The sequence below is a fragment of the Aquirufa antheringensis genome, assembly GCF_023921165.1.
Taxonomy (GTDB): Bacteria; Bacteroidota; Bacteroidia; order Cytophagales; family Spirosomataceae; genus Aquirufa; species Aquirufa antheringensis.
In genome coordinates, this window is the sequence record NZ_CP049835.1 from 2,351,293 (window position 1) to 2,369,787 (window position 18,495).

Consider the following 18,495-nt stretch of genomic DNA (forward strand, 5'->3'; position numbering starts at 1 on the left):
ATGAAAGCGCCGGCCTACAGCCTGATTATTCCTGTTTATAACCGTCCACAAGAGTTGGATGAGCTATTAGGCTGTATTCAATCACAGGAATTCAAAGATTTTGAAGTGGTCGTTATTGAAGATGGATCAACAGAAGATGCTTCCGCCGTTATTGAAAAATATAAAGAGGCATTCTCCTTAGCCTATTATGTCAAAGAAAATGGAGGACAAGGTTTTGCGAGAAATTATGCATTTGAGCGTGCCAAAGGAGATTACTTCATCATTCTCGATTCAGACGCACTTTTAGAGCCCAGCTATTTAACGGAAGTAGACAAAGCGGTGAAAGCAGAAGGATTAGACTTATTTGGAGGACCAGATCAGGATCATCCTAGCTTCACTCCCATCCAAAAAGCCATCAGCTATTCCATGACCTCTTTCTTTACCACTGGAGGTATTCGAGGAAAAGAAAAAAACATCGGAGGCCAATTCCATCCCCGCAGTTTCAATATGGGTATTTCCCGAAAAGTATATGAAGCGACAGGAGGATTTAAAATCACCCGAATGGGCGAAGACATTGAATTCAGTATTCGGTGCATTTCACTCGGATTTAAATCAGGCCTAATCTCTAAAGCCTTCATCTACCATAAACGCAGAACTGACTTTAGGCAATTCTATAAACAATTGCATTTCTTCGGACGAGCGCGAATCAACATTAGTCGTTACTTTCCTAAAGAGCTAAAAGCGGTACATTTCTTCCCATTCTTATTCTTTAGTTATTACGTACTAACTGGAATTGCGCTTTTAGCTATTCCCGTATATGGATTGATCTTATTATCGGGAATAATTACGTATGGTCTTTTGATCTTTATAGCCGCCTTAATTAGCACGAGAAGTATCAAAATCGCTATACTTTCCATCTTTGCCGCGAATATTCAACTATTTGCCTATGGCAAAGGATTTGCCGAAGAGGGCTTGAAAAAAATACTTAATAATAGAGCTGCTTAGCTAAGTAGTTTTGGACATAATCCTTCACCCCTTCTTCTAGGCTCGTAAATTCTTTCGTAAAACCTATAGCACGCAATTTAGCCATATTGGCTTCTGTGAAATACTGGTATTTGTCTCGAATATCGGCAGGCGTATCAATGTAATGGATGTTTGATTCTAATCCCAAAGCTGCGAAAGTCGCTTTACCCAAATCATTAAATGATCTAGCTTTCCCTGTACCTAAATTATAAATTCCTGAGTTCTTGCGATGTTCCATTAAAAATATACACACCTCGATTAAATCTTTCACATAAATGAAATCCCGCATCTGTTCCCCATCTTTAAAATCATCCCGATGAGATTTGAATAATTTAAGTGCCCCATTCGCTTGAATTTGACGATAGGCATGCCAAATAACCGACGCCATCCGCCCTTTGTGGTATTCATTAGGTCCATAGACGTTAAAAAACTTTAAACCTGCAAAGAAGAATGGCTTCTTCTCTTGCTGTAAAGCCCAGATATCGAAGTCATTCTTTGAATCTCCATAGGGATTCAAGGGTTTCAAGGAAGGAATTACCGATTCGTTATCGTCATAGCCTAATTCACCTAAACCATAGGTGGCTGCTGAACTAGCATAGACTAAAGGAATTTGGTAAGCTACACAGGCATTCCAAACCTTCTTAGAATAATCTAAATTGAGTTCATCAAAAATTTTCGTATCAAACTCTGTGGTATCAGTCCTGGCACCAATGTGAAATAAGAATTCCACTTCTCGGTTATTTTTCTCTAACCAAGAAAATAGATCCTTGCGATCAACCCGCTCCATGATCGACTTTCCCTCTAAATTTCGATTCTTATCCGCATTCGAAAAATCATCCACCGCAATAATGTAACGAAACTTTAATTCATTTAACTTCTGAATTAAACAACTTCCAATAAAGCCTGCGGCACCAGTAACAATGATCATATGGGTAGGATTTAAATACAAATTTACACAGATTCCCGGAAGGTTTATTAACTTTGTACAATAATTGGAACTCTGCTATTGTTTTCCCAGGGTCCCTCCATCAAAACTGAAAACAATGGTACACGTCATCCGTAAGGAACATTTTAACGCAGCGCATCGCTTATTCAATCCAGCCTGGACAGAAGAAAAGAATTTCGAAGTATTTGGCCCTTGTGCTAATAACAACTGGCATGGTCACAATTTTGAATTGATCGTAACAGTCAAAGGCATACCTGATCCTGACACCGGATTTGTATATGATCTCAAGCAATTAGGAGATTTAATTAAAGCTGAAATTATCGATAAGGTCGACCATAAAAATCTAAATTTAGATGTGGATTTCATGTTAGGTAAATTAGCGAGTTGTGAGATTCTTGTGATGGAATTTTGGAAGATTCTAGCGCCTAAAATAAAGGAGACATCTACTTCAGCCACTCTACATAAAATTCACTTAATCGAAACGAATAAAAATTCGGTCGAATACTTCGGAGAATAAGTATGAAATACTTCATCCTAGCAGGAGAAAAATCAGGGGATCTACACGGATCAAATCTAATTCAGGAAATCAAAAAACTGGATAATGAAGCCCTGATCCAAGCCTGGGGTGGGGATTCAATGGAAAACCAAGGTGCGCAAATACTGATACACCATAATCAACTTGCGATTATGGGCATTTTAGGTGTTATACAGAATATTCAACGATTAAAAGGACTTTTCAAGACCTTTGGTGAACAAATAGAAGCCTTTCAACCAGATGCCATTATCTTTATTGATTACGGTGGATTCAATTTAAAGGCGGCTAAAATAGCTAAGAAAAAAGGGTTTCAAACCCACTTCTACATTGCTCCTAAAGTCTGGGCTTGGAATAAAGGTCGCGTAGAAGAACTTAAAAAATGGATAGATCACCTCTATGTCATCTTCCCTTTCGAGCTCAAGCTATTTAGTGACGCTGGAATCCCTACTACTTATGTAGGTAACCCGCTTCAAGATGCGATCCAGGCATTTGTTCCTAACGAGCTGTTCAGCCTAAAAGGTCAAAAATACATTGCCTTATTAGCAGGAAGCAGAAAACAAGAAATCAAGACAGCCTTACCCCTATTCGAACAATTAGCGAAAGCTAACCCTGATTTGTCGTTTGTTATCGCAGGAATTTCAGATTGGAAAGAGTTATACCAAACAAAAATCCCAGTTCTATTTGATCAAACCTATGATGTGGTACAACAAGCCGAACTGGCAATTGTCACTTCGGGGACCGCAACCTTAGAAACAGCACTATTAAATACACCACAGATTGTGGTGTATAAGACGGATTGGGTATTTTATTCTTTGGCAAAAATCGTGATTCAGATCAAGTACATCTCTCTAGTCAACATCATATTAGATAAACTAGCGGTTCCTGAATTAATTCAAGCCAAATTCTCTGTAGACCACATGACAGCCTGGATGAGAGACTTGTTAACTAAAGGGGCCACTTACTCACAACAAAAGGAAGATTATAAAAAACTCCAATTCTTAGTAGGAAACGCAGGTGCCTCTAAAAAAACAGCGGAATTAATCTATTCAGCAGCTTCAGCTAAATAATTCTTAATCCACGATTTTTGAACACCCGGAATCGATTGATAATAACGCGCGATATCCAATTTGTCTTTTTGGAAATCACCCGTCGTATAATACGGCTCTCTTATTTTAATTTCCTTATTCACAAAGTCAAAACCAATCATGATTAAAGGAACTTTAGCGCCATCTGCGATATAATAAAACCCCGTTTTTAATTCTTGAACATCTTTACGCGTTCCTTCCGGCGCTAATACGGCATAAAAGGAATCCTTGGAATTATAAATATCTACAATCGCATCCACTAAGTTAGATTTCGTTCCCCGATTAACTGGATAACCGCCTAACCACGAAAATATCCCTCCAAAAGGTCCTTCAAAAAGCTCCTTCTTCCCCCAGAATAAAATAGGAATTTTAAGAAGAGAGCGAGCACCTAACCCTATGGGAAAATCCTTCCATGTAGCATGAGGGCAAACAATGACCAAAGCTTTCTTTAGATCACGCGGTACCTCCCCCACTAATTTCCAACCAGCTAAATTGAATAATACATCAAAAATGGGACTACTAACTAACATAGGTATCTAAAATTTCTTGAATTTGACTGTAGGTACGGCTAGGATCAATTAAAAAGGAATCTATCCCCATTGATTTGGCAGCTTTAATATTAGCGACATTATCATCAAAAAACAATACTTCCTCTGCAGAAAATCCTTGTTCTGTTAAAACCTGATGATAAATGGTGACATCTGGTTTCACTACACCCATTTCAAAAGAATAATAAACATGGTGAAATAGACTGAACAAGTTTTGGCCTTCGGGTCCTAAGGAAATTTTTGTAAATCGTGCTGCATGAATAGCACTCGTATTACTCAGTAAAATCAGGTGGAATTGAGAACGCAAAGACGCAATCCATTCATATACACCGGCATGGAAATCTAATAACAATGCAGAAAAAGCTTCATCAAACTCCTCATCAGAAATACGTAACTGAAGGCTTTCTCTTAAAAAATTCCTGAATTCCTGATCAGATTGCTTCCCAGACTCATAGGGAACCCATAACTGATGATCGGCTATGGCAGACGCTATTTCTGATGAACTAAAAGAAGAATACGCCGAAAATGCCTCGTAAGTCAAGGACAAATCGATGGATAATAAGACATTACCTAAATCAAAAATGATCGCTTTAGGAGCAGCCATCTTATTCAATCACTTCTCCCATCGCTCCAAACTTATCAATACGCTGTGAAATACGCGTAGCAGGCTCAATGGCAGATAAAATAGCTAATTCCTTCTTAAGCACTTCTTTCAAAGTAGCAGCAGCTTCTTCCGGATGAAGATGTGCCCCACCTAAAGGCTCAGGAATGATACCATCAATTAATTTGTTTGCTAACATATCGTTAGCCGTTAATTTCAAGGCTTCAGCCGCTTGTTCTTTGTAATTCCAGCTCCTCCATAAAATAGAAGAACAAGACTCAGGGGAAATAACAGAATACCAAGTATTTTCCATCATTAAGACGCGATCACCCACAGCAATGCCTAAAGCACCACCAGAAGCTCCTTCGCCAATAATGACACAAATAACAGGTACTTTCAACATAAACATATCCCGAATATTGCGTGCAATCGCTTCGCCTTGACCTCTCTCTTCAGCCTCTAAACCAGGAAAAGCACCCGGCGTATCAATTAAGCAAACAATAGGCTTGTTAAATTTCTCAGCCATCTTCATCAAACGAAGCGCTTTTCTGTATCCTTCTGGATTAGGCATTCCAAAATTACGGTATTGACGTTCCTTCGTATTACGCCCTTTTTGCTGACCGATAAACATGACAGACATCTCCCCATCAATCGTTCCAAATCCACCTACCATCGCTTTATCATCTCCCACATTTCTATCTCCATGAATTTCGATAAATTCCTCACATAAATGCTCAATATAGTCAAATGTATAAGGACGATCCGGATGACGGGATAATTGTACTCGCTGCCAGCGGGTTAAATTAGAGAAGGTATCCTTTTTCAATTCTAAAATCTTTTCAGTCAATGATGCCACAGCAGCTGTCACATCGACATTATTTTCTAAAGCAAGCTTGCGCATCTCAATCAGTTTATCTTCAAGCTCTGCAATCGGCTTTTCAAATTCCAATAATATTTTCATAAGGCGTAAATTTTAATACAAAAATAAAATTAAAGCTCGAAAGTGTCTTCCTTTTGAGGCAAAATAACGTCATTAAATCCTAATCCATTTAAGATAGACGCGAATTCAAGCATACTTTCTTCCTCGCCATGTGAGAGAAAAACCTTTTTAAGTTTAGACGGCTTCTGTTGCTTCACAAAATCTAAAAGACCCGTCTGATCCGCATGACCTGAAAACACATCAATTTTACGAATCTGAGCATTGACTTTATATTCGCGATCCTTCACTACGATCACGTCTGTACCTGCCAAAAGCTGTCTACCTAAGGTACCTTCCGCCGTGTAACCAATCAATAAAATGGTAGCGTAGGTATTAGAAATATTATCTGCAATATGTTGTTCCACGCGTCCACCAGAAATCATTCCTGATGAAGAGATAATAATGCAAGGCTCGCGGTAATTACGTACTGCTCTACTTTCTTTTTCTGTTTGAAGGAAAATCAAATTTTCTACGTCAAATAACTCATCATTCTCCTTGTGAAACTCACGCGCCTCAGGATTTAAATAAGAAAGATATTTACTATAAATCTTCGTAGAACTACGGCCCATTGGGCTATCTGTAAAAACTCGAACAGCTGGGAAATTGCGTTCTTCAATTAGCTTATTAAGCGTATACAATACAGCTTGCGTTCTACCTACCGAAAAAGCAGGAATAACCAAACGACCTGGACGATCGATACAAGTTTCCTTAATAACTTTTCCCAAAGCATCCATCGGACTATCCTTATCCTCGTGAATTCGATTACCATAGGTCGTTTCACATACTAAATAATCCACTTCAGGGAAAGGCTGTGGATCGATGTGCAACGGATAATTAGCTCGACCGATATCACCGCTAAATCCAATCGTTTTAGTTTCACCTTTTTCTGTTACAGAAATCAATACGTGCGCTGCTCCTAGTAAGTGACCTGCAGGAACAAACGTAATTTCCAGACCAGGAAAAACGACGAACTTGCGATTGAATTGTAAAGTAACAAAATTGTCCATCGCATTCTCTACATCTTTTTGAAGATAGAGATCTCCTTTTCGAAGTAAGCGATCCATTTGTTTATGTTTCTTACGACTATCCCCTTGCGCGGCGCGTAAACGCCGTAAATGGAGACTCGCAGAATCCATTAATAATAATTCTGCTAAATCTGCAGTGGGAGGTGTACAAAGAATTTGACCCTCATATCCTTCTCGATAAAGCATCGGAATATTACCAGAGTGATCAATGTGTGCGTGGGTAAGAATCACTAGATTTATTAGTGAAGCATCGAATGGAAAAAAAGACTTTTGCTCCACCGGCTCATCGAAGTCGATTTTACGCTCCATGTCCGTTCCACAATCGATTAATATTTGATAGCCATCTTCCAGTTGTAGCAGGAACATACTTCCTGTTACCTGTCTAGCGGCTCCTAAAAAGGATAATTGCATAGAATAAAGAAAATAGGGGCTACAAGAGCCCCCTTTACCTTACAAAAATAAGAGTATTTTCTTAAAAATTACTTCACTGTAGCGAATTCCGCTTGAATTTTGTCTAATTCCTCTTTTGTATTTAAACGATCAGAAATCAAAGTACGGTATCTAAACGTAACAGATTCTCCTTTTTTCAAAGTCAAATTACGTTCATCCTTGCCATTACTAAATACCTTAGCCCCTAATGGATTCACCGCAAATAAGCCATAACCACGTGCGTGCCAATAACTTGGGTAGGACACATTAGCTGGGTGGTCAAAAATGGTCACAGAAATCGAGTGATTATCCATTTCACCATGCAAATTCATCCATTTAGCACGCGTACTCCAAACGGCCTCCCCTTTCACTCCTTCAGAGCTCCAATAGTCACCATTCACACCCGTATTATCCATCACAGGTACTTTGGTCTCTATACCGTGCGCATCGGTAAATACATCCGGTTTATTGGAAGGAATTTCTAACTGACGTGCCACGCGAATGGCAAACATGCCATCTTTCACATCTTTAAATAAAACTTGGTCTGCAAAAGAAGTTAAAGTAGTTATACGATCTACTGTTCTTGAATCAGCCGTACCCGAAAAAACATAGGTTGTCTTTTCCTGCAAAACCTTTTGGCCTTTACCATCATTGTCTATCCAATCTGCTGATACTACTAAGGTTCCTGACTTAGCATCTTGCTTTACAATAGAAGAATGAACAATGGTTCCCATCTTATGATTCTGTAAAGAAGCAATGATATTAGTCGAATTGTTCCAATAGTCAAAACCATTCACATCTTCATAATTCAACCACATTCCCACATGATGCGGATGATCTACCCGTTCTCCAGCTCGTGGAGCCATCGGATATCCACGCGTAATTGTTGTTCCTTGAGCAGAGATCAAAGGGAACAAAACAGCCTTCTTTAAAATATCCTGACCAGGAAAAAAATAGGAAGTAAAGGGTTTTCCTCCAATCAAAACATCGACAGATGATTGACCATTTTTAAAAGTAACTGGAAGATTTTGGGCTAAAGATGTGAAGCCTAAAAGACCCAAAAACAAGGTGAAAATCTTTTTCATAGTGCTTATTAAATAAAATTCCGAAGGCCAAACGACCTTCGGAATCTAAATTAAGAAATCAAATTAATCTTAGTATCCTGCATTTTGAGGGAAACCACCATTTTCAGATAGATCCACTTGCTTTTGAGGAATAGGACGAACGTAGTGTCTATCAGAAACACCAACAGCACCGTCTGTGTTGTAAAGCTTAACGCGCTCTACTAAGTTATTCCAACGCTTTAAGTCCATCCAGCGCGTTTGCTCACCAGCAAGTTCACGAGCACGTTCTTCCATGATTAAGTTCATGTCTACTGAAGTAACTTTCATCGCATCTGCCTTACCAGCAGCTGCAGCACGAACACGTACCATATTGATGGCAGCTACTGCTTCCGCCTGCTTACCTAATTTGAATTGAGCTTCTGCTAACATCAAATACGTATCTGCCAAACGATGTACAAAATAGTCACGAGAACCATTTTCATACGTCATATCAGGACGAAGTGGATCGAAGAATTTCTTCAGGGTTGGGAACAAAGCAAAGTTGTATAAACTTGGAACTAATACTTGGTATTTCTTTGCAGCACGTTCTGCTAAAGACATCTCATACCCAGGAATGAAGATTGTCGTATCACCCGCTTTGTATGTTACTGTAGCCTTAGATCCGTCAAACGTAGTATTATAGGTACCAGGTTTATTCGATAACCAAGTATCCTTGAACGTTTTATTGTAACGCGTATCATTTACTCGTTCAGCAAAAACCGTATTCAATAGATAAGGCGTAGGCTTCAAACGCTTGAATGGACGACCATTCACTACGTCACGCTGCATACCTGGTTGCGTATCATACTGCATACCAAAGTATAAGTGAAGCTTATTTCCTTGATTGTCAACAAAACCATTCGTTAATGGATCAGACGTATACTGTACAGAGAAAATGACTTCATCATTCACTTGGTTAGCTTGATCGAATACAGAAGCAAAATCAGGTAATAATTTAAACCCATAATTAGCAATTACTCCATTACACAAAGTAGCTGCATTTGCATAATCAGTCGCCTCTGCAAATTTAGAAGAAGCACGTGTTAAATACACTTTAGCTAACAAATTCTCAGCCGCTGGCTTAGTCGCGCGACCAAAATCTCCAGCCGCCTTTACTGCCGGTAAAGCTGGAATAGCCGCTAATAAATCAGCCTCTATTTGCTTGTAAACTGCTTGCTCTGTTGCTCTTGTAGCTGCCTTTGTAGGACCCGTCGTCTCCTTTAAACGAAGATCCAAAGGGCCGAACTGCTGCACTAGGATAAAATAATAGTGAGCGCGCAAATACTTCATTTCTGCTACACGAGTTGCTTTTACTGCATCAGTAACACCTGTAACAGCAGGAGCGCGATCAATAACCGCATTGATGGTATTAATTCCTTTGTATGTCTCATCCCACAATTGAGCTAAGATATCAACAGAAGAAGTTAATTGCGAATCATAAAAGTGAAATCCCTTATATGATCCATCGGCACCAGCACTATAAATATCCGTACCATACTCTGACATGGTTAATCCTCGCTCTGTTGCATAAAATGAACGGAGTGGAGTATAGGCAGCATTCGTAGCAGCTACGAATCCTGGAGTCGTAGCGATGTAATCGTTACTGATAGAAGAAACTACTGTTTCTTTCAGCAAGTCACTACATGAGGCTGTACCCAACATAATCGCTGAAGCAAAACCTACTATTTTTAATGAATTTTTGATATATAAACTTTTCATTATTTCAGGGATTAAAATTTAATATTTAAACCAAACGTAGAAACAGAAGTAGCCGGAGTTACATTGTTATCTACGTTACCATTTGATGTTTCTGGATCCACCCCATTCTCCTTCGAACGGTAGTTCGAGAAAATAAACGGTTGTTGAATACTTGCGAACAAACGTAGAGAAGAAAGACCTAATTTCTGAGCTGTTTTAGCTGGGAAACTATAACCTACGTTGATATTACGAACTTTGATGAAAGAACCATCATAGTACATAATAGCTGTATTGTACGCTGGGAACTCTTGGTTAAAGTTCGGACGAGGGTATCTTGCACCAGGGTTATTAGGTGTCCAGTAATCCACTTTAATTTGGTTGTAACGACCTTGTAGGTAGTTAGAGTTTTGGTGGAATCTGGAAACAATCATTTGTCCTTGACGTGTAAAGATGAAGAATGACAAGTCGAATCCTTTATAAGAGAAACGGTTTGTAATACCACCTGTCCAATTAGGAACATCAGAACCTAATAGAACACGATCATCTGCTGCAATCTTTCCATCGTTATTTGTGTCTTTAACTTTAATTTGACCTACTGTAAAGCCCATTGCTTTCGCTTTATCAGATTCAGCCGTTTGCCAGATACCAGCATATTCGTAATCAAAATAAGAGTTCAAAGGCTTACCAATAAACCAACGGTTACCTACGTCATCTTTTGCTCCATTGTATAGGGAAACAATTTCCTCCGTATTTTTATAAAATACGAAATCGGTGCTCCATTTAAATCCATTAGCCGCATCAATGTTATTCGTCGTTAATGAAAGTTCAATACCCCGGTTCATTGTCTCTCCTACGTTACGTGTAACGGCTGCGAAACCTGTTGAAGTAGGCAATTGATCAGATAATAATAAATCAGTTGTATTCGTCTGGTAGTATTCAGCAGAACCAGATACACGACCCCTCCATACAGAAAAATCAACACCAATGTTTTGAGAAGTGGAAGTTTCCCACTTCAAATCCGCATTACCAATGGTATTAGGACGGTATCCATAGGCAGCCGTGTTGTTCCAAGCATAAGAAGTACGACCTTCTAAACCTACCGTTTGGTAAGGAGAAAGACCTTGGTTACCTACTTGCGCATAAGAAGCACGAACCTTTAATTCATCTAACCAAGTCAAATCCTTCATAAAGTTCTCTTGATGAACATTCCAACCTAGAGCCACCCCTGGGAAGTTACCCCACTTAGAGTTTTCACCAAAACGAGATGAACCATCACGACGAGCAGTCACTGTCAATAAATACTTGCCTTTGTAGTCGTAATTAATACGAGCCATATAAGAAGCAATAGTCCATTGAATTAGGTTAGAACCTACTCCTTGAATAGAAGAAGCATTACCTACGTTATAGAATTGCTGCGTTTCTACTGGAACACCTAACACACTTTGTGTATACTGCTCAAAATTATCACGTTGCATAGATTGTAATAAAGTTACTCCTAAGTTGTGATCCTTGAATTGCTTGTTATACGTTAAGATATTTTCAATCGTATAGTTAAATCCAAAACGATTATCTGTCGTAGCCGTAGGGTTACCACCTTTAATATTATTTGTTAAAGCACCATAGAAACGACCATTACGAGAAATAGTAAAGTCTGGGCCAAAATTTACACGGTATTTCAAGCCTTTCGCTAATTCTAATTCAGCGTAAATACTATTGAACATTCGGTATTTCTTCGTCTCATCAACAACAGCACCTGGAACAATTTCATTCAAAGGGTTAGTTAATAAGGCATCATCTGTTTGTTGGAAGATCAAGTTACCGCTATCATCATACGCTTTCGCTAATGGATTTTGAGACATTAAGAAACCATATGGATTAATATTTGCACCATTCGTTTCAGCATACATTAAATATGATGACGCTCCTACTTTCAAACGCTTGTTCACTTGGTGATCCACGCTAGCACGGAAAGAATAACGCGTAAAATCTAATCCCTGAATGATACCCTTATCTTGGAAATAACCCGCATTAATAGAGAATTGCGTTTTATCATTACCACCTTGAACACCAATAGCATGGTTTTGTTGAACACCTTTTCTTACCATCATATCTTGGTAATCAAGTGAACGGCCTTTAGCAATACCATCTAATTCTACAGCTGTAAATAACTTAGAGTCAGCAAAAGCATCCACAACACCTGTAGGAACAAGGTTCCCATTCGCATCCTTATATGTTCCAATAGTACGACGAGACTCACGCTTCATTTCAGCATATTCAGCACCCGTAAATAATTTGATTTTATCTAAGGATTGAGTAACCCCCACATAGGAGTCATAAGAAATAACCGTTTTACCATCTTTAGAACCACGTTTTGTCGTAATCAAGACAACTCCATTGGCACCACGTGCACCATAGATAGCTGTAGCTGTTGCATCTTTTAAGATTTCCATTGATGCTACATCATTCGGGTTCATATCTTCATAACCACCTGAAAGAGGAATACCATCCACTACATATAAAGGATCGTTACCCGCATTAAATGAACGACGACCACGAATTAAAACACGTGGAACCGTACCCGGCTTTGAACCCGATTGCGCTACGTCTACCCCCGCCACGCGACCTTGCATCGCTTGACCTAAGTTCGTGATAGGCATCTCGGTAATTTGTTTAGCGGTAACGGATGAAATAGCTCCCGTTAATTGGCTTTTCTTTTGCGTACCATAACCTACTACCACTACTTCTTGTAATGATTTCGTATCAGCACTTAAAGAAACATTAATTTGTGTTTTAGAGCCTACTGAAACCTCTTGCGAGTTTGTTCCCACAGCTGAAAAAACTAAAACAGCGGAGTTACCCACTGTTATCTTGTAATTTCCATCCATGTCTGTAGAAGTACCTTTAGAAGTACCCTTAACCGCAACACTTGCTCCTGGAATACCAGAACCATCATCAGATGATGTTACTTTACCTGAGACCGTCCGATCTTGGGCAAAAATTTGAATACTCAATAACAGCATTATACCGCTAAGGAGCACCTTGGAAAGTAATTTTTTTCTCATAGGTTAATTAAATTAAGTTGTTTGCAAAGTCATTTGTATCCTTTCCCACAAGGCTTTGCATTCTTGGTGAGATAGTTTTAAGGGTTTAATTGGGTACTTATTTACTATTTTTAATCTCTTGATCCAGCTCATTCTTTTCGATAACATTTCAATCTTATTAAGATTACATACCCCGAAAAGCAAAGAAACTATACGATTTACTCAAATTAATCTTACAATTATTCAATATTAACAAGCATAAGCCCGTACGCTCATTTGATCTTTCATTACACGTAGAGCACCAAAGATTAAATTGTAAACAGATTGAGGGTTAATATTCATTCTTTCCGAAATTTGATCTGTGTCCATATTCTCAAAATACTTCAAGGTAATGGCCTCTCTTTGGCGCTTACTTAATTTATTTAGACTCTGATACATAGAGGTATGTGACATTCGCTCCTCTTCTACCATCACTAATTGTCTTTCCGCAGAGGGCATATCTTCCATAAATTGGTATTTATAGGCCTCATGATGCGTTTGATTTTTCAATTGCGCCTCTAATTGGCGAACAATTTTACGCTTTATAGATGCCATTAAATAAAATTTGACGCTTGTGGTAGGACCTAAACTGGCATGATTTTTCCAAATCTCTACGAATAAATCATGTAGGCAATCCTTTATAAGGTCCTTATCACTCGTAATCCCCATACAATAGGTATATAAAGGTTGAACAAAGTGCGAATACAATACGGCAAAGGCATTTTGATCTCCAGCTCTAAACTGATCCCAAACCTCTACTTCATTAATGGACTTCTTCATAAAAATGATCTAAAATTGTACAATAGCGATAAACATTATCATTTGTTATATACTACTCAGGGAATATAGACGATAATTGTATAAAAAATCAAAGAAAATATTTAATTTTTTTCCGTAAACGTTTACGGAAACGTTTACAATTAAAAAAAGTTCAAAAGACATCTGTCAAATCAGAGATTTTAATCGTTTCTTTGAATTTCTGATTAAAATCAGGAATTGCATTAAATCAATAAACACCTCTATGAATAAAAAATTAAATACCTTAGATGCCTCCATGTTAGTGATGGGATCGATGATAGGGTCAGGTATCTTCTTAGTTAGTTCAGAAGTAGCGAGATCAGTAGGCTCCCCTATTTATTGGATTGGAACGTGGCTTTTGACTGCTTTTTTAACCATTACTGGAGCTTATGCCTATGGAAAATTAAGCTCCGTTTTCCCTAAAACAGGTGGGCAGTACATCTATTTAAAGGAATCCTACAATTCATTAATCGGCTTTCTTTTCGGTTGGACCACCTTCCTAGTGATACAAACGGGTACTATTGCTGCAGTGGCTGTTGCCTTCGCTCGCTATGCTGGCTTTATTTTCCCAGGTATTCTGAACGATACGCCATTAGTAGGTGATTATATTACGACACAGCAAATTTTAGCGGCAACGCTCATTGCACTTCTTACTTATATCAATAGTAGAGGAGTTCAATTTGCCTCTTTAGTTCAAAACATCTTTACGATTACCAAAATTGGTGCCATCATCATCCTCATCATTATTGGTTTATATGTGGGCGTACAAAATGATTGGATTCACTTTGAAGGATTCTTTGGTAAGCCATTCACCGTTGACACAACGAATAATACAATACATTCCATTGGGGGTTGGGAATTAGCCTCTCTATTCGGAGTGGCCATGATTGGGCCCTTGTTCTCTTCGTCCGCATGGAATAACGTAACATTTGCAAGTGCTGATTTTGAAGATCCTAAAAAAACGATTGCTAAAGGATTAGTGTATGGTTCGGCACTTGTGTGCTTATTGTATTTATTAACAAACATGGCTTACCTAAGCATTCTACCATTACAAGGAGAACTAGATGGCATCAATAGTTATGCGCGTGGAATTATGTTTGCGACGCAGGATCGCTTAGGAGCGGCCGCATTAGAGACCGTATTAGGCGGGATCGGCGCCTTAGTGATGGCGGTATTTATTATGATCTCTACTTTTGGATGTAACAACGGAATCATTTTAGCTGGGGGACGTTTATTCCAAGCGATGGCGAATGACCGTTTATTTTTTAAGAAAGCAGCTGAAACGAATGAAAAGGATGTGCCAGTCTACTCATTAGGCATCCAAGGAATTTGGGCCATCCTATTGTGTTTCTCTGGATCTTATGGGGCGCTTTTAGACTTTACGGTATTTGCGATCTTAATCTTCTACTTCTTAACGGTAGCGTCCGTTTTCAAAACAAGAATCATGCAAAATGAATTACCCCTTTTACAAAAGGTGCTATTTAGTGGCTATTTAGTGTTATTGGTAGGAATCGCAGGAAACCTATTATGGGTGAAGACTCTCTCCTCTTCCATTGGTTTAGGAATCGTGCTATTAGGTATTCCATTCTACTTTGTCATGAAGAAAACTCAGAGCAATTGATTTGCTTTCATCCAGGTATTTAAACGATCGAACCACAAGTCCCCACTTGTGGTTTTATTGTTTAGTCCAAAACCGTGACCACCTTTTGCGTAAACGTGCAAATCAACAGGTACTTTATTCGCCGTTAATTTCTCTGCATAAAGTAGTGAGTTTTTCAAAGGGACTGCATTATCATCCGCCGCATGCACTATAAAAGCTTTAGGCGTTTGTGCTGTTACTTGTTCTTCGTTTGAGAAAAGAGCTAAATCCGCTTCGCTAGGATTCTTTCCTAAGAGATTTTGGGAAGATCCTCCGTGTCCAAAGGAACGGACAGAGATTACAGGATATAATAAGATCGAAAAATCCGGTCTAAGGTTAGCACCAGCATGTAAACCTGTATAATCTTTACCAAAGTGCGTAGATGCAGTCGCAGCTAAGTGCCCTCCGGCTGAGAAACCCATGATACCTACTTTGGCAGGATCCACATTCCATTTTGCCGAATTCGCGCGAACTAAAGCAATCGCGGATTGCGCATCTTGTAAAGGAGCGTACTTTTTCTCTACTTGTGCGGAATCAGAAGGTAAACGATAATACAACACTAACACAGAAACACCAATTTCATTGAATTTAGCGGCAATGTCATACCCTTCATGAGAGGAAGCTAAAATGCGGTATCCGCCACCTGGGCAAATCACAACGCAACTCGTCGGTTTAGTGGAACCTGACGCAGGAAAGAATCGATAGGTAGGAATAGTCACCTCTGAAATGCGCTCAATACCATCAGCGCCTTTCGTGGCTTTTTGCTTATTCACTACGGGCTTTGAATTAGGAATACCAGCAGGATACAGAGGCAGGAAATCTTGTGCCATAATCGGTGAGGCAAAAAGAAGAAAGAGGACTAATTTTTTCATTTGGTTGAGGTCTTTTCCGTCGTAATTAACAAGACAGCGGATAAAATCAAGCTACTTGCGAACAACAATATACTACTTAAAGACTCATCTAGAATAATATTACCCAAAAACAACGCAATAATCGGATTCACATACGTGTAAGTGGAAACCAATGTGGCATCTAGGGCTTTGGACAAATAACCAAATAATCCAAAACCAACCATCGAACCAATAAGCGCTAAATAGATAAATACATATATAGCTTTCAATGGCAATTCAGAAATAACAACGGATTGTGCGTCACCCCGAAATAAAGCTATACCAAGCAGTATAAGTCCACCGGTTGTCATCTGAATCCCGCAAACCTGCGTAAAGTGATACGTATTCGCCTTCATAAACTGGATATAAAATACGCCTAAATTCCAGGCAACTACTGCAATTAACAGAAAACCCATACCCCGGTAAAAGTCTATTTCCTTTCCCGGAATTGCTAAGTTCTTTTGAGAAGCTAACAAGATGATTCCCACAAAACCAATTAAGGTTCCTAACAGCTTACGATTAGTGGGTTTTCGACCTGAAATCCAAAAGAAAATAATCAATAAAAGTGGTCCAACTGCCATAAAAACAGAGGATAATCCAGAGGGGATCGTTTGCCCAGCTAGGGCCATAAAACCATTACCTAACGTAATTAATAATACACCGGCTAAAAGATGTACTCCCCAGTGCTTAATAGGCAATTTCTTCCAATGTCCGCCTAGGAAAGACCACACTAAAAAGAGCAAACCAGCAACTAAATTTCGGGAAAAAGAAATAACCAAAGGGGGTAAAAACTCCAATAGGATTCGAACACTCAGAAAGGTGCTCCCCCAAATAAGGTATAGGCCTCCAAGCGCTAACATCGTAACCAGCGATATGGATTCCTTTTTATTCATCTTAATCTAATAAATCAGGTCTTCTAGTCTGCGTACGCAAAACAGCCTGCTCATGACGCCACTCTTCAATTTTCTTTTCGTGACCTGATAATAATACTTCTGGAACGTCCATCCCCTGAAAACTAGCGGGACGAGTATACACAGGAGGCGCTAATAAACCATCTTGGAACGAATCCGTCAATGCTGAACTCTCATCCCCTATCGCGCCTGGAATCAAACGAATGATCGCATCAGCCGTCACAGCGGCTGCTAATTCACCACCAGACAACACATAATCACCAATCGAAATCTCTTTTGTCACATACCTCTCCCGTATGCGTTCGTCGATTCCTTTATAGTGACCACAAATAAATAAAAGGTTTTCACCTAAGCTTAATTGATTCACTAAGCCTTGTTTTAAAACGATACCATCCGGACTAAAATAGATGATCTCATTATATTCGCGTTCAGACTTTAAGAATTCTATGCATTTTGACAAAGGCTCCACGGCCATCACCATGCCTGCCCCACCTCCAAACGGATAATCATCCACTTGCTTGTGCTTCTTCTCAGAAAAATCGTGTAAATCATGAAATACCACCTCAACAAGCCCAGCCTTTGCAGCGCGCGCGCAGATAGAATGCTCAAAAAAGCTATTCATTAAAGCAGGAACTACAGAAATGATATCAATCCGCATCTTCTTGAGTATAAACTTCTAATAAACCATCCGGCAATATACTGTGAACGATTTGGTTCTTCTTATCCACTTTCGGGATAATGGCATCGATTAAGGGAATGAGTACTTCGTGGCTTTGGTAAATCATCACCACTACATCCTGTGCACCGGTACTATAAATCTCCTTCACGGTACCTAAGTCCCCTAAGTTTTTATCTACTACCTGATAACCAATTACCTCATGGTAATAAAACTGATCATCTTTTAATTTAGGCAAAGCAGAAAGAGGTAAAAATACCTTTAAGCCTACTAAATCCTTCGTAGCGTCTAACGAGTTAATCCCCTCCAAGGTGATCAAATTCAAATTATCTCGAATCTGGATATCCTCCACAAAATAGGGGACCATCTCGTTTCCTTGTTGTAAGAAAATAGCATCTAGATCCTCGTACTCATACGGATCATCTACATCTAAATAAAGGTGAAAGGCGCCTTTTAAACCATGCGGTTTAGAAAGGGTTCCTAATTCGAAATATTCAGTCTTTGCCATAGGTACAAAAAAAAATCATACAAACTTGAGAACAAATTTGTA

17 protein-coding genes are annotated in these 18,495 nt (G+C 39.1%); 4 read left to right on the plus strand and 13 right to left on the minus strand.

Annotated features, from left to right (window positions below):
- The gene (locus G9X63_RS10625) at positions 1-984 is read left to right on the plus strand and encodes a glycosyltransferase family 2 protein (protein WP_252622972.1); all 984 of its coding nucleotides are present in this window, start codon (positions 1-3) and stop codon (positions 982-984) included.
- Here G9X63_RS10625 and rfaD read toward each other — a convergent pair.
- Positions 965-1,930 (minus strand): ADP-glyceromanno-heptose 6-epimerase, encoded by a 966-nt coding sequence (gene rfaD, locus G9X63_RS10630; RefSeq protein ID WP_252622974.1) that lies wholly within the window; start codon positions 1,928-1,930, stop codon positions 965-967. The two genes, G9X63_RS10625 and rfaD, sit on opposite strands and share 20 nt — an antisense overlap.
- A 115-nt stretch (positions 1,931-2,045) precedes the next feature.
- Between rfaD and G9X63_RS10635 the strand changes: the two genes are divergently transcribed.
- Positions 2,046-2,465, plus strand: a complete 420-nt coding sequence (locus G9X63_RS10635) for a 6-pyruvoyl trahydropterin synthase family protein (protein ID WP_130896752.1) — start codon at positions 2,046-2,048, stop codon at positions 2,463-2,465.
- A gap of 2 nt (positions 2,466-2,467) precedes the next feature.
- Positions 2,468-3,550, plus strand: coding sequence for a lipid-A-disaccharide synthase (lpxB, locus tag G9X63_RS10640; protein ID WP_130896753.1), 1,083 nt, complete (start codon positions 2,468-2,470; stop codon positions 3,548-3,550).
- Here the strand turns inward: lpxB and G9X63_RS10645 are convergent.
- The 8 genes from G9X63_RS10645 to G9X63_RS10680 form a co-directional block, all read right to left on the minus strand.
- Positions 3,526-4,098: a 1-acyl-sn-glycerol-3-phosphate acyltransferase gene (locus G9X63_RS10645; RefSeq protein ID WP_252622976.1), complete on the minus strand. Its 573-nt coding sequence runs from the start codon at positions 4,096-4,098 to the stop codon at positions 3,526-3,528. The two genes, lpxB and G9X63_RS10645, sit on opposite strands and share 25 nt — an antisense overlap.
- The gene (locus G9X63_RS10650; RefSeq protein ID WP_252622978.1) at positions 4,088-4,720 is read right to left on the minus strand and encodes an HAD family hydrolase; all 633 of its coding nucleotides are present in this window, start codon (positions 4,718-4,720) and stop codon (positions 4,088-4,090) included. Before G9X63_RS10650 ends, G9X63_RS10645 begins: the two co-directional genes overlap by 11 nt.
- Position 4,721: 1 nt before the next feature.
- Entirely contained in the window at positions 4,722-5,678 is a 957-nt protein-coding gene (locus G9X63_RS10655; protein WP_252622980.1) for an acetyl-CoA carboxylase carboxyltransferase subunit alpha, read from the minus strand.
- A 29-nt stretch (positions 5,679-5,707) separates the two neighbouring features.
- Positions 5,708-7,132 carry an MBL fold metallo-hydrolase RNA specificity domain-containing protein gene (locus tag G9X63_RS10660; protein WP_130896757.1) on the minus strand — a complete coding sequence of 475 codons (1,425 nt, stop codon included), beginning with the start codon at positions 7,130-7,132 and terminating at the stop codon, positions 5,708-5,710.
- 68 nt (positions 7,133-7,200) lie between these two features.
- Complete coding sequence (locus G9X63_RS10665) at positions 7,201-8,235, minus strand: DUF6807 domain-containing protein (RefSeq protein WP_252622982.1); 1,035 nt, start codon at positions 8,233-8,235, stop codon at positions 7,201-7,203.
- A 69-nt stretch (positions 8,236-8,304) separates the two neighbouring features.
- Positions 8,305-9,972: a RagB/SusD family nutrient uptake outer membrane protein gene (locus G9X63_RS10670; protein WP_252622984.1), complete on the minus strand. Its 1,668-nt coding sequence runs from the start codon at positions 9,970-9,972 to the stop codon at positions 8,305-8,307.
- An 11-nt stretch (positions 9,973-9,983) separates the two neighbouring features.
- Positions 9,984-12,971, minus strand: coding sequence for a SusC/RagA family TonB-linked outer membrane protein (locus G9X63_RS10675; protein ID WP_252624878.1), 2,988 nt, complete (start codon positions 12,969-12,971; stop codon positions 9,984-9,986).
- Between the two features lie 270 nt (positions 12,972-13,241).
- Positions 13,242-13,811: an RNA polymerase sigma factor gene (locus G9X63_RS10680; protein ID WP_252622986.1), complete on the minus strand. Its 570-nt coding sequence runs from the start codon at positions 13,809-13,811 to the stop codon at positions 13,242-13,244.
- Between the two features lie 241 nt (positions 13,812-14,052).
- Here G9X63_RS10680 and G9X63_RS10685 point away from each other — a divergent pair, with 241 nt between their 5' ends.
- Positions 14,053-15,450, plus strand: coding sequence for an APC family permease (locus tag G9X63_RS10685; protein WP_252622988.1), 1,398 nt, complete (start codon positions 14,053-14,055; stop codon positions 15,448-15,450).
- Here G9X63_RS10685 and G9X63_RS10690 read toward each other — a convergent pair.
- Genes G9X63_RS10690 through rimM form a run of 4 tightly spaced genes read right to left on the minus strand, consistent with a single transcriptional unit; the run spans position 15,438 to position 18,453 of the window.
- Positions 15,438-16,340 (minus strand): alpha/beta hydrolase, encoded by a 903-nt coding sequence (locus tag G9X63_RS10690; protein ID WP_252622990.1) that lies wholly within the window; start codon positions 16,338-16,340, stop codon positions 15,438-15,440. The genes G9X63_RS10685 and G9X63_RS10690 overlap by 13 nt on opposite strands.
- Complete coding sequence (locus G9X63_RS10695) at positions 16,337-17,251, minus strand: EamA family transporter (RefSeq protein WP_252622992.1); 915 nt, start codon at positions 17,249-17,251, stop codon at positions 16,337-16,339. The genes G9X63_RS10690 and G9X63_RS10695 overlap by 4 nt, the downstream gene beginning before the upstream one ends.
- A gap of 1 nt (position 17,252) precedes the next feature.
- Entirely contained in the window at positions 17,253-17,927 is a 675-nt protein-coding gene (trmD, locus tag G9X63_RS10700; RefSeq protein ID WP_252622994.1) for a tRNA (guanosine(37)-N1)-methyltransferase TrmD, read from the minus strand.
- A complete protein-coding gene (gene rimM, locus G9X63_RS10705) occupies positions 17,917-18,453 on the minus strand; it encodes a ribosome maturation factor RimM (RefSeq protein ID WP_130896766.1) in 537 nt (178 codons plus the stop codon). Before rimM ends, trmD begins: the two co-directional genes overlap by 11 nt.
- Positions 18,454-18,495: the final 42 nt, after the last annotated feature.